The sequence below is a fragment of the Ligilactobacillus apodemi DSM 16634 = JCM 16172 genome, assembly GCF_001434405.1.
Classification (GTDB): domain Bacteria; phylum Bacillota; class Bacilli; order Lactobacillales; family Lactobacillaceae; genus Ligilactobacillus; species Ligilactobacillus apodemi.
On sequence record NZ_AZFT01000053.1, the window covers coordinates 304141 to 317327 of the forward strand.

Below are 13187 nucleotides of genomic sequence, written 5' to 3' on the forward strand. Positions count from 1 at the left end.
TAGAATAGATAAAAGAGAATACGAAAACGAGGAAATATTATGGCTAAAGATAAGAAATTACTATTAGTTGATGGCAATAGTGTCGCTTTTCGCGCATTTTTTGCATTGCATAATCAACTCGAGCGTTTTGTAAATCATAATGGATTGCACACTAATGCAATTTACGGTTTCAAATTGATGTTAGATAAAATTTTAGGTGAAACTGATCCGGCTAATGTTTTAGTTGCGTTTGATGCTGGAAAAGTTACGTTTAGAACTAAAAAATACGATAATTATAAAGGTGGACGGGCTAAAACACCAAGTGAATTATCTGAGCAATTTCCCTATATTAAAGAACTATTGACTGCTTATGGAATTAAGAGTTACGAACTGGCTGATTATGAAGCAGATGACATTATCGGCACGATGGCGAAAGAAGGCGAAGCTAATGGTTATGAAGTAACAGTCGTGACTGGAGATCGTGATTTGACGCAATTAACTACGGATAAAACCAGTGTTGCAGTAACGATCAAGGGGGTAACTGAAATTGAAAAGTATACTCCGGCTCATGTGATCGAAAAATATGGGTTACGTCCAGAACAAATCATTGATATGAAGGGACTAACGGGTGATAGTTCAGATAATTATCCTGGGGTGACCAAGGTCGGTGAAAAAACTGCGCTTAAATTATTGAAACAATATGAAACGATCGAGGGGATCTATGAGCATATTGATGAAATGAAGAAGTCTAAGTTAAAAGAAAACTTGCTCGCCGATAAAGAAATCGCCTTTATGTGCAAAGATCTTGCTACAATCAGAACCGATGCGCCTCTTGAGCTCACATTAGCTGATACTAAATGGGATGGGGCTAAGCGTGAAGACTTAGTTGCCTTTTTTGAAGAAATGGATTTTAAGAGCTTTTTAGCACAATTAAACAAGACTTCAGATGCCCAAAATGATGAAGAAGCTGTAAGTAAACTAGACGTAAGTGAACTAACAGCAGATAATTTGGCCGATCTTTCATATACAGAAGCTTCTGATATTAGTTTTTATCTCGAACTTGCAAATGACAACTATCATACTGCTGATTTTTGGGGCTTTGGTTTAAAGATCGATGATAAATTTTATGCTGCTAAAGATGTTGAACTTTTAAAGCAACCTAAATTACGTCAACTTTTTGAAGACGAAAAATACGAAATTGATGTTTTCGACGGGAAGCGGACTTATGCAGCATTGAATCGGTTAGGGATCACTTTGAATAATATTAATTTTGACTTGTTATTAGTGTCATATTTATTAAATACGAGTGATAACAGTAATGATTTAGGTAATTTAGCCCATCGACATGATTACTATGATGTTAAAACTGATGAAGAAGTTTACGGTAAAGGAGCTAAGCGTAGTCTCCCAGCTGAAGATGAGGTGTACTTTGAACATTTAGCTCATAAAGTTAAAGCAATCTCTGACCTTGAAGATGATTTAATGGTTGAGCTAAAGAAAAATGAACAAGTTGAACTCTATTTGCAGATCGAACGGCCACTATCTTTAGTATTAGCCCAGATGGAAATCGCGGGGATCACCGTTGATCGGGAACGTTTAGATATAATGCAAAGTGAATTTAAGGAACGCTTAAGTGAACTTGAACAATTGATCTATCAAGAAGCAGGTGAAGAATTCAATATCAATTCGCCTAAACAATTAGGTGTTATTTTATTTGAAAAGTTAAAATTACCAGTTGTTAAGAAGACTAAGACAGGCTATTCTACGGCAGTTGATGTTTTAGAAAAACTTCGTGGAATGTCACCGATCATCGATAATATTTTGGCTTACCGTCAATTAGCTAAATTGCAATCAACTTATGTTGAGGGATTATTAAAGGTGATCTCTACTGATGGTAAGGTCCATACGCGTTACACCCAAACATTAACGGCAACTGGACGTTTGTCATCAATCGACCCTAATTTGCAAAATATTCCGGTACGCTTAGAAGAAGGGCGCAAGATTCGTCAATCCTTTGTACCAAGTTATCCAGATTGGGAGATTTTTGCTTCGGATTATTCGCAGATCGAGTTACGGGTCTTAGCTCACATTTCGGGGGATCCCCATATGCAAGCTGCCTTTAAAGAAGACTCTGATATTCATGCCAGTACAGCAATGAAGATCTTTGGGCTTGATGATGCAAGTGAAGTAACACCAAATATGCGACGGCAAGCTAAGGCGGTCAACTTTGGAATCGTTTATGGAATCAGTGATTTTGGCTTGGCTCAAAGTATTGGTAGCACGCGTAAACAAGCTAAAGAATTCATGCAAACTTACTTTGCTTCTTTCCCAGGAGTACACCAATATATGCAAGATATCATCAAAACAGCACGTGAAAAAGGCTATGTCGAAACCCTTTTCCATCGCCGACGCTATTTACCTGATATCAAGAGCAAAAATTATAATTTACGTTCTTTTGCGGAACGAACAGCAATGAATACACCGATTCAAGGCAGTGCGGCTGATATTATTAAAGTTGCCATGATCAATATGCAAACAGAATTGAAAAAGGCTGGTTTGAAAGCCAAAATGCTCTTACAAGTTCACGATGAGTTGATTTTTGAAGCTCCTAAAGAAGAACTGGAGACGTTAAAAGAACTCGTTCCTAAGGTAATGGATTCAGCGGTTGAACTTGCCGTGCCATTAAAAGTTGAAAGTGCTAGTGGGAAAACATGGTTTGATACTAAATAAGGAAAGGAAAAGCTATACTTTACAAGTGCGCAAAGTTTAGAAACTTGTAAATATTTTTGATAGCGAGAAAAGTTTATGCCAGAATTACCAGAAGTTGAAACAGTTCGACGGGGACTATTAAAATTAGTCCAAGGAAAAACAGTAAAAGACGTTAAGGTTTTATATGAAAAGATGATCCTAGGTGATGTAGCTGAATTTGAAAAGACTTTGCAAGGTAAGACACTTGAGACTGTCGATCGCCGTGGAAAATATTTATTGTTGCGTTTTTCAGAAGGATGGACGGTCGTCTCGCATTTGCGAATGGAAGGCAAGTTTTATGTTAAACCAGCAAATGAACCGCTCGAAAAGCATACGCATGTGGTCTTTACCTTTGAAGATAACAAGCAATTACGCTACAATGATGTGCGCAAATTTGGTCGGATGCAATTATTAAAAACAGGAACAGAAGACCAATTAAAAAGCTTACAAAAATTGGGGCCAGAACCAACGGCAGAAACATTTGATGTTGATGTTTTCTATCAACAGTTACAAAAAAAGAAAAAAGCTTTAAAAACCGCGCTACTTGACCAAACTTTAGTAACTGGTCTGGGAAATATTTATGTAGATGAAGTATTATGGCAAAGTAAATTGCACCCTTTGACGCCATGTTCAGCGGTGACCTTTGAACAAGTAAAACTTTTACATGATAATATCATTGAAGAATTAGCGCGGGCAATCAAAGCAGGTGGTACAACTGTTAGGAGTTATACTGATGCATTTGAAAAAAGCGGGGCCTTCCAATTTGAATTAGATGTTTATGGTCGCACAGGTAAGCCATGTCCCCGGTGTCAGACACCAATTGAGAAAATCGTGGTGGGTCAACGTGGAACGCATTACTGTCCGCAGTGCCAGCAGGTGAAAAAATGACATATGTATTAGGACTGACCGGTGGGATCGGTATGGGAAAAACTACGATCAGTAATTTTTTAAAGAAATTTGATTTTAAGATTTTGGATGCCGATCTGATTTCTCGTCAAGTCATTTCACGTCCCGCAACTTTACAACAGTTAGTAGCTTGTTTTGGACAAACGATCATCGACCAAAATGGCGAACTTGACCGTAAAGCGCTAGGAACGATCGTTTTTAATAACCCGGGAAAATTGGCACAATTAGATCAAATAATGCAACCTTTGATCAGAGCAGAGTATACTAGTCAATTGAAGCAGGCTCGACAAGCAAAAATACCTGTGGTAGTGATCGATGCTGCTTTGTTATTTGAGCAAAATTATGCTGGAAAATGTGATGCAGTCATGACTGTTTCTTTACCCCAAGAGCTACAGTTAAAAAGAATCATGCAAAGAGATAAAATAACTAAAACAGAAGCCTTGAAACGGATCGCAAGTCAAATTCCTGATGAAAAAAGGAAAAAAATGGCTACAATTGTGATCGATAGTTCGGGAACAGTTGAAGAAACGCAAGCGCAAGTGATAAAATGGCTTAAGATAAATAATTTAATCGAGAAATAGGCAGTGAGGTAAAAAATATGAAATGTCCAAATTGTCATCAAAATGGATCGCGTGTAGTCGATAGTCGTCCCGCCGACAATGGACATGCAATTCGGCGGCGCAGAGAATGTGAAAATTGCGGTTTTCGTTTTACAACTTTTGAAAGAGTAGAAGCAGCACCATTATTAGTTATCAAGAAAAATGGTGCTAGAGAAGAATTTAGTCGTGAAAAAATCTTACGTGGTGTAATGCGTGCAGCTGAAAAACGCCCTGTACCAATGGATCAAATCGAAGATATTGTTGACCAAGTTGAAACTAAAGTTAGGGCTGTCGGTGGAAATGAAGTTTCAAGTCAACTGATCGGCGAATTTGTCATGGGAATTTTAGCAGATGTCGATGATATCGCCTATATTCGGTTTGCGAGTGTTTATCGTGAATTTAAGGATATGGCATCATTTGCTAATGAATTGCAAGAACTTATGGCACGCGATGAGGATAATCACCACCAAAAGAAAAAATCATAGTTAGGGGATGATGGCACTGAGTGGAGCATTAAAGCAGATGTCACCCAAAGACGGCTATGTTGTCAGTTCAAAAGCTCATATTGGTTCAACCGAGTTTAAAGTAGTCTTAAAGCTTTATCAGCCTTTGATGGGGGTTAACGCATATGGTGTTTATTCCATTTTGGCTGTAATGGCGTCGCGCGAACCTAATTTACTTGAACGCAAGATGCATAAAAATCTATTAGATATTTTAGGTTTAGGTTTGCGAGATTTTTATGATGCGCGAATTCGTTTAGAAGCACTAGGATTATTGCGCACATTTAAACAAGAAGATGATTTGGGACGCTTGTTTATTTATGAATTACAAGCGCCTTTAAGTGCACCAGAATTTTTTCAAGATGATCTGTTAAGTATTTTATTATGTGATTTTTTAGGAAAAGAGCGCTATGAGGAACTACAAAAGGAGTTTATTGTTGCTAAATTCACTCATCCTCAAGCAAAAGAGATCACTAAGTCGCTATTAGATGTCTTTACGGTAGGGCGCGAGAGCTTGTTACAAGCTCAAGAAACTAAGAAAAATATTTCTAAAACTCCAAAAATGATCGCTAGAGTAGATTTTGAATTAGATATGGAGACATTGCAGGCCTTAGTTGCTAGGTCTTTTGTGCCAGATAAAGAATTGATCCGGTGTGAAGATACTCTAAAGACGATTGCACTTTTGTATGGTCTAGATGAACCTGCTTTGCTACATCTTTTGGAGCAAGCGCTAGATGTCAATACTAATCAGGTTGATCAAGAAGTTTTAAAAAAATCAGCGGCAACGCAATTTTCGCGTCAAGTGCAAGCCAATCCAAAAAAAGAAGCTGATTTGGTTGAAAAAACTGAAGCTGTACCAGCAGTAGAAGTAAAATTGTCGGCTAATGATCAGACTCTGGCTAATGTTTGTCGTGCTTATTTACCGTTAGAATTTATTGAAGTTTTAAAACAGCAAAAAAATAGTTTTGTGACAAATTTAGAACAGTATACTGTCAAAAATTTAGTTGAAAAACAAGTTTTGCCAAATGCGGTGATTAATGTCTTATTGCATTACTATTTGATTGTGCAAAATAATGCAGTTTTAGAATCAAAAGTGGCAAATCGTTTTACGGCTGCAGCAGCTAAATTAGCCGAAGAAAAGATTCAGACCCCCGAAGAAGCTATGGCTTATATGCGTAAAGCAAACCAACAAGCGACAGCGGAAAAAAATAAACGCCAACAAACGTATTATGCTAAAAAAAGAACTGTTATTCAAAAAGAAACCTTACCTGATTGGGCTAAAGAAACTGAATCGGATAAAAAGGACGAGGCTAAAGAAAATGGACTCTCAAAAGAAAAAAGAGCAGCTTTAAATGCTGAGATCGATGAACTTTTTGCTGAATTAGAAAAGGGTGAATCAAAATAAGGTAGGTGAGCTAAATGGAAGATCTAGGAAAAAATTTACAAAAGAAAATGACCGATAACAATTGGAATCAGCGTTATCAAGAGTTGATCACGGAAAGCCTAAAAGATGAAGAAGTGCGTACATTTTTAGCTGAAAATAACGATGTTTTGACTCAAGCTGACATTATGAAAAGTGCAAGTAAGCTATATGAGTTTGTAACTTTGAAAAAGCAACTTGCACAAGGTAAGCAAATTTTTGCCCCAGGATACCTACCGACACTGACGGTTAGTAATCACCGCATCGAAGTTGTCTATGTTCCTACTGCCGAATTAATTGCTCAACGTGAACAAAAGGCACTTGAAAGACGGGTCAAAACGATTAATTTACCGCGCAGTGTTAGAAAAGCTCAGCTTAAAGATTATGATCGTAGTGATGAACGGATGGAAGCCTTAAAAGCAGCGATGGCGTTTATCGCTAGTTATACAAAAGATCCTAAGACTTTTCATAAAGGGCTTTATTTAGAAGGGAGTTTTGGTGTGGGGAAAACTTATTTGCTAGCTGCGATTGCAAATGAGCTGGCTAGCAAGGGCTATGAGACAACATTAGTCCATTTCCCTTCCTTTGCCGTTGAGATCAAGGGTTCGATCGGACAAAATAAGAGTAATGAATATATTGAGCGCTTAAAAAAAGCACCGGTCTTAATGATCGATGATATTGGGGCTGATTCGTTAAGCAGTTGGTTACGTGATGATGTATTAGGTGTGATTTTACAATATCGGATGCAAGAGGAATTACCAACCTTTTTTAGCTCAAATTTTTCGCTCGAACAACTCGAAAAACAGTACCTGACCGTCAATAATCGGGGAGAAGCCGAACCTTTAAAAGCTAAACGGATCATGGAGCGCATCAAGTTTTTAGCGACACAATATCATGTCGTAGGCAAAAATCGGCGAAATCCATAACTTTGTACTAGGTACTTGAAATTTATAGTATTTCGTGCTTAAATAAGAATTACAATCATAAAAGACAAACGGCTGATCAATTCAGGGAAAGAGACCTTGACTGTAAGTCTCTTAACGTGACGCTTACCACTTTTATTAAGACGATTACTGCAAAGGTGATCCGGTTCGTTTCCGTTAAAGACGAGTTGAGAAGGTCAATTGACCTTGAAATAGGGTGGAACCGCGTTTAAAAGACGTCCCTAGTGTTATTTAGTAGCACTAGGGGCGTCTTTTAGCGTCTTGTTTGTCAAATTTAGGAGGAATTTTTAATGTCAGAAATCAATGTGAAGTTTCCAGATGGCGCTGTTAAGCAATTTGAAGCTGGCGTAACAACAGAAGATATCGCTAAATCAATTAGCATCAGTTTAGCTAAAAAATCTGTTGCTGGTAAATTTAACGGTAAGTTAGTTGATTATACCGAACCTTTAACCGTTGATGGTGAAATTGAAATCATCACGAAAGACTCGGTCGAAGGAATGAACGTTCTTTGGCAAACAGCCGCTAACGTTTTAGCAAGTGCTTTACACAGCCTTTATCCTGAGATGAAGTTTGGTCAAGGTGAAGCTTTGGAACACGGTTTCTTCTTTGATACAGATAATGTTTCTGGTCAAGTGGCTGAAGCTGATTTTGAAAAGATCGAAAAGAAGATGAACGAGATCATCAAACAAAACTTGCCGATCGAACGCGTTGAATATACTGAAGAAGAAGCTTTGAAATTAGTTGCCGGTGATGAATATCAAACTGAATTAGTTAAAGAAATCGCTGCTGATAACGATGGCAAAGTTGTAGCGCATACTTTAGATGGATTTGTTGACCTTTCAGCTGGCCCACAATTAGCATCTGCTGGTGCGATCAAAGTTTACCAACTTCTTTCAGTTGCGGGTGCTTATTGGAAAGGTGCTTCAAGTAACCCAATGTTGCAACGGATCTACGGGACAGCCTTTTATAAGCAAAAAGATCTTGATGCTGAATTACAACGGCGTAAAGAAGCACATGAACGTGACCACCGTGTGATCGGTAATAACTTAGATCTTTTCTTTGTTGATCCTAAAGTTGGTGCTGGTTTACCATACTGGATGCCAAATGGGGCAACGATTCGTCGAACGATCGAACGTTATATCATCGATAAAGAAGTTGCACGTGGCTACGAACATGTTTATACACCGATCCTAGCTAACGTAGATCTTTACAAGCAATCTGGTCACTGGGATCATTACCGTGAAGACATGTTCCCACCAATGGACATGGGCGATGGCGAATTGCTTGAATTACGTCCAATGAACTGCCCATCTCATATTCAAGTGTATAACCACCATATTCGTTCATACCGTGATCTTCCATTACGAATCGCAGAACTTGGAATGATGCACCGCTATGAAAAATCAGGTGCCTTGACAGGTCTTTCTCGTGTACGTGAAATGACTTTAAATGATGGTCATACTTTCGTAACGCCTGATCAAATCGAAGAAGAATTCAAACGTACGCTGCAATTGATGGTTGATGTTTACCACGACTTTGACATCAAAGATTATCGTTTCCGTTTGAGTTACCGTGATCCAGAAAATACTCACAAATATTACGATGATGATGAAATGTGGGAAAAATCCCAACGTATGTTGAAAGCTGCCATGGATGATCTTGGCTTAGAATACTTTGAAGCAGAAGGTGAAGCTGCTTTCTATGGTCCTAAGTTAGACGTTCAAACAAAGACTGCACTTGGTGGCGAAGAAACACTTTCAACGATCCAATTGGACTTTTTATTGCCTGAACGCTTTGATCTTAAATACACAGGGGCTGATGGTGAAGAACACCGTCCAGTTATGATTCACCGTGGGATCGTTTCAACCATGGAACGCTTTACAGCTTACTTAACAGAAATGTATAAAGGTGCGTTCCCAACTTGGTTAGCACCAAAACAAGTTGAAATCATCCCTGTTAAAAACGAATTGCACTTAGATTATGCGCGTCAATTGAGTTCTAAGTTGGGGGCACATCAAATCCGTGTAAGCATTGATGATCGCAATGAAAAGATGGGTTACAAGATTCGTCAAGCCCAAGTGATGAAGACACCTTATACTTTAGTTGTTGGTGATCAAGAAGTTGCCGATGGGACAGTAACTGTACGTAAATATGGTAGTGAAAAAACTGAAACAATGACTCAAGATGAATTTAGAAATCTTATCTTACATGACATTGAAACATACAGTCGAAAAGAAGATTAATAGACCGTCATTTAAATCTTATATAGGTGATTAAAAAAGACGAATGAATCGTGAATATTAGCGATTCATTCGTCTTTTACTTTAACGATATTTTTAGTCGTCCGTATCGGATTCACTTTTCCATTCAAATTTTGTCAATGAATTTCCTTTGTTGCTACCGATCTCTTTATTATTGTAGTAGAATTCAAGGTCGAATTTGCTTGAATTATAGCGATGAAGAAATGATTTACTGATTTTAGCTAGCTTTTTAGCAATGTCATTTTTCTCTGTGCTTGACGTTTCAGCAAAGCCGTTTTGTGTTTGGATCTTGACTTCATCATCACCGTCAAATGTGATCTTTTTGATCATAGTTGACCAAGAAAATTCTGTTTGCCCAGCTTTAGCGTATTCATGAACTTTCTTTAGGTATGTAGCAAATGCTTTATTGACGGCTGATTTCTTAGTTTCTTTGGTAGTCGACTTTTTAACACTGTTGTTAGTGCTGATCAAGGAACTATCAGTGATGTTTTCCAGTGAATCTTTGCTAAAGTAAAGCGAGACTACTTGCCCATCACTAGTGCTAAAGGTCCATAGTGAATCTTCATAGTTATCAATAGTGGGTTGTCCAATAATATCAACTACTTGACGTTTGCTCATCCCAAGTTTAACTTTTTTAAATTTTTTACTTGATACAGTTTTAACTTCTGGTACAGATGAACTAGAACTTTGCGTATCCGCTTTAACGATTGTTTGTGAGAAATTAGCTTGATAAGTGATAGTAGCTACAGTTCCAAGGCTAAAGCAAGTTAGTCCTAACATCAAAGTACGCTTGAAATTCATATTATCAACTCCTTCAGAAAATATCTTAATTCGTTAAGGTAAAATATGCAAATATTTAGAATTTTGGAGATGATTAATAAAAATTGAAAAAAGTGTTGACATTATTATAACTTGCTTTTATGATTATAATCAACATAACACAAACGAGCGAAGATAAGATGAGTAACTTAACTTGCGCCAATTACAGAGAGTCTATAAATTGCTGAGAATAGATACGGTGTAATTAAGCGAAGATGGTCTTGGAGCAAGATGTCTTGGTGAGCAAATGCTAGCCAAGAATGGGTTGAGCCCATTATAGCTCACGGGTCTACTGCATTTCCGCGGTGTACCTGTAGAGGTCGGCATTGTGAGATGTCCGATAAATTTGGGTGGTAACACGTGATAACGTCCCTGTAGCAGTCTAGCTACGGGGCGTTTTTTTGTGCTGATGGGAAAGGAGTATGCAAATGATTGAATTAAAAAACATATCAGTCACTTTTAATGAAAATGAGAAAGATGAGGTTGATGCAGTAAAAAATGTTAATTTAACGATCGAGGATGGAACGATTTTTGGTATAGTTGGGTACTCAGGCGCAGGAAAAAGTACTTTGGTGCGAGTCATCAATTTGCTACAACGACCGACTAAAGGAACGATTTTAGTTGATGGTTGTGATTTAACAAAATTAGCAGAAAAGCAGTTGCGGCAAAAAAGAAAAGATATTGGGATGATCTTTCAGCATTTTAATTTGTTAGAAGCACGGACGATCGGTGAAAACGTAGCATTTCCGCTTAAATATCAAGGAATTACTAAAGAAAAGCAACAAGCTAAAGTAAAAGAGCTACTTAAATTAGTTGGCCTGACAGACAAGATCAATGTTTATCCAAGTCAGCTTTCCGGTGGTCAAAAGCAACGGGTTGCCATTGCTCGAGCGTTGGCCTCTGATCCTAAGATTTTGCTTTGCGATGAAGCGACCAGCGCACTAGATCCAAAGACAACGGGACAAATTTTAAAACTACTTCAAAAATTAAATCGTAAGTTAAATTTAACGATCATTTTGATCACGCATGAAATGCAAGTTGTAAAAGAAATTTGTCAAAAAACAGCGGTAATGTTAAATGGACAGATCGTTGAAAAAGGAGAGGTGTTACAAGTTTTTAATGAACCCAAAACTGAATTGACCAAAAAATTTATTGCAACAGCTTTTCGCCAAGAAGATATTTTACATAAAGTTATTGAAAATAGTTCTTTGAGTCCAGATGAAACATTGGTCGAATTGTCTTATACCGGAAAAGTAACGAATGAACCGCTCTTAGCAGATTTATATCAACGTTTTGAGATCAAAGCCAATATCTTATATGGAAATATTGAATATTTGCAACAAGTTCCAGTCGGAAAACTGATCGTCAGTTTAGTTGGTTCAAAAAAGAAAATAAGCGAAAGTTTAGCGTATTTAAATAGTAAAGGCGTTAAGGTCAAACTACTTAATACGAGTGACTAAAGAGGAGGGCATTATATGCAAGCTTTGTTAGAAAAATATTTACCAAATGTTGTCAGTGATCCACAAATATTCGTTGATGCGACTATTCAGACAATCTATATGACTTTTTGGGCCGCAATTTTTGGTGGAGGCTTAGGTCTAATATTAGGGGTGATCTTAGTAGTAACTCGTCCGGGTGGCTTGTATGAGAATAAAACTCTTTTTTGGATCTTAGATAAATTTGTGAACTTGATTCGGTCGATCCCATTTATCATTTTACTTGCGCTCTTAGCAGTTATAACTCAATTTATTGTGGGAACAACGATCGGTGCTAAAGCTGCTTTAGTACCACTAGTTGCTACCGTAATTCCTTTTTTTGCACGCCAAGTCGAAACTGCACTATTAGAAGTTGATCCGGGCTTGATCGAAGCAGCTCAGGCAATGGGGCTTAGTCGTTTGGGAATCATTTGTCGCGTTTATCTACGAGAAGGCTTGGTCGGGATAGTCAGAGTTTCGGCGCTAACAATGATCAGTTTGATCGGCTTAACTGCGATGGCAGGTGCTGTTGGTGCCGGTGGCTTAGGTGATTTGGCAATTTCACAAGGCTATAATCGCTTCGAAAATGATGTAACATTTGTAGCTACTCTGTTGATCTTGATCTTAGTATTTTTAAGTCAATTTATCAGTAATTTAATTATTAAGAAAATTTCTCATCAATAAATAGGGGGTAAAAATCATGAAGAAATTATTTAAATATATTTTAGTTGTAGGGGCATTTTTAGCATTTTGGTTAACTTCAGTTCAACAAATAAATGCGGCTGAAAAAACGGTCAAATTAGGTGTGGTCGGATCGGATACAGATGTTTGGGATAGCGTTAAAAAACGCTTGAAAAAAGAAGGAATCAACCTCGAATATGTAAAGTTTTCCGATTATAATCAGCCAAACAAAGCTTTAGCCGCGGGCGATATTGATTTGAATTCATTTCAAACGCAGATATTTTTAGATAACTACAATAAAGAACATAAAACAACTTTGACTAGCATTGGTAATACCGTGATCGCACCATTAGGGGTCTATTCTAAAAAAGTGACTAGTGTCAAAAAATTAAAGGATAAAGCTGTTATCGCGATCCCAAATGATACAACAAATGGTGGACGAGCTCTAAAATTGCTCGCAACTGCAGGTTTGATCAAGTTGAAAAAAGGTAGTGGGGACACGCCTACTGTGAAAGATATTACTGAAAATAAAAAGCATTTAGTCATTAAGGCGCTAGATGCTTCACAGACTGCTCGTTCACTCCAATCGGTCGACGCTGCTGTGATCAATAATGGGGTAGCGGTCGATGCGGGCTTAACCCCTAAAAAGGATGCAATCTATCTAGAACCATTAAACAAGGATTCTAAACCATATGTAAATGTGATTGCCGCACGCAAGAGTGATGTTAATAATAAAACATATCAAAAAATTGTTAAAGCCTATCAAACTGAAGCAACTAAAAAAGTGATCGAAAAGACTTCTAAAGGTGGTAGTGTCGCAGCTTGGGAGACATTTGGTAAAAAGTAATGAGGTGA

General features: G+C 37.7%; 11 protein-coding genes. 10 read left to right on the forward strand and 1 reads right to left on the reverse strand.

Features of this window, described 5'->3' with window-relative positions; translation table 11 throughout:
• Positions 1 to 39 precede the first annotated feature (39 nt).
• The 7 genes from polA (at position 40) to thrS (ending at position 9339) form a co-directional block, all read left to right on the forward strand.
• Positions 40 to 2709, forward strand: coding sequence for a DNA polymerase I (gene polA, locus FC32_RS06760; RefSeq protein WP_056957341.1), 2670 nt, complete (start codon positions 40 to 42; stop codon positions 2707 to 2709).
• A 75-nt stretch (positions 2710 to 2784) separates the two neighbouring features.
• Positions 2785 to 3615, forward strand: coding sequence for a DNA-formamidopyrimidine glycosylase (gene mutM / locus FC32_RS06765; protein WP_025087087.1), 831 nt, complete (start codon positions 2785 to 2787; stop codon positions 3613 to 3615).
• Positions 3612 to 4214: a dephospho-CoA kinase gene (gene coaE, locus FC32_RS06770; protein WP_025087086.1), complete on the forward strand. Its 603-nt coding sequence runs from the start codon at positions 3612 to 3614 to the stop codon at positions 4212 to 4214. Before mutM ends, coaE begins: the two co-directional genes overlap by 4 nt.
• Positions 4215 to 4231: 17 nt before the next feature.
• Positions 4232 to 4717, forward strand: coding sequence for a transcriptional regulator NrdR (nrdR, locus tag FC32_RS06775; protein WP_025087085.1), 486 nt, complete (start codon positions 4232 to 4234; stop codon positions 4715 to 4717).
• Between the two features lie 7 nt (positions 4718 to 4724).
• Complete coding sequence (locus tag FC32_RS06780) at positions 4725 to 6137, forward strand: replication initiation and membrane attachment family protein (RefSeq protein ID WP_235804342.1); 1413 nt, start codon at positions 4725 to 4727, stop codon at positions 6135 to 6137.
• Positions 6138 to 6151: 14 nt separating this feature from the next.
• Entirely contained in the window at positions 6152 to 7078 is a 927-nt protein-coding gene (dnaI, locus tag FC32_RS06785) for a primosomal protein DnaI (RefSeq protein WP_025087084.1), read from the forward strand.
• A gap of 308 nt (positions 7079 to 7386) precedes the next feature.
• The gene (gene thrS, locus FC32_RS06790) at positions 7387 to 9339 is read left to right on the forward strand and encodes a threonine--tRNA ligase (RefSeq protein WP_025087083.1); all 1953 of its coding nucleotides are present in this window, start codon (positions 7387 to 7389) and stop codon (positions 9337 to 9339) included.
• A gap of 93 nt (positions 9340 to 9432) precedes the next feature.
• Here thrS and FC32_RS06795 read toward each other — a convergent pair whose 3' ends face one another.
• The gene (locus FC32_RS06795) at positions 9433 to 10158 is read right to left on the reverse strand and encodes a hypothetical protein (RefSeq protein ID WP_025087082.1); all 726 of its coding nucleotides are present in this window, start codon (positions 10156 to 10158) and stop codon (positions 9433 to 9435) included.
• 446 nt (positions 10159 to 10604) lie between these two features.
• Here FC32_RS06795 and FC32_RS06800 point away from each other — a divergent pair, with 446 nt between their 5' ends.
• The 3 genes from FC32_RS06800 to FC32_RS06810 are packed head-to-tail and all read left to right on the forward strand — an operon-like array spanning position 10605 to position 13179.
• The gene (locus FC32_RS06800; protein WP_035459757.1) at positions 10605 to 11636 is read left to right on the forward strand and encodes a methionine ABC transporter ATP-binding protein; all 1032 of its coding nucleotides are present in this window, start codon (positions 10605 to 10607) and stop codon (positions 11634 to 11636) included.
• A gap of 15 nt (positions 11637 to 11651) precedes the next feature.
• Complete coding sequence (locus FC32_RS06805) at positions 11652 to 12335, forward strand: methionine ABC transporter permease (RefSeq protein WP_035459754.1); 684 nt, start codon at positions 11652 to 11654, stop codon at positions 12333 to 12335.
• A gap of 16 nt (positions 12336 to 12351) precedes the next feature.
• Positions 12352 to 13179 carry a MetQ/NlpA family ABC transporter substrate-binding protein gene (locus tag FC32_RS06810; RefSeq protein WP_025087081.1) on the forward strand — a complete coding sequence of 276 codons (828 nt, stop codon included), beginning with the start codon at positions 12352 to 12354 and terminating at the stop codon, positions 13177 to 13179.
• Positions 13180 to 13187 lie beyond the last annotated feature (8 nt).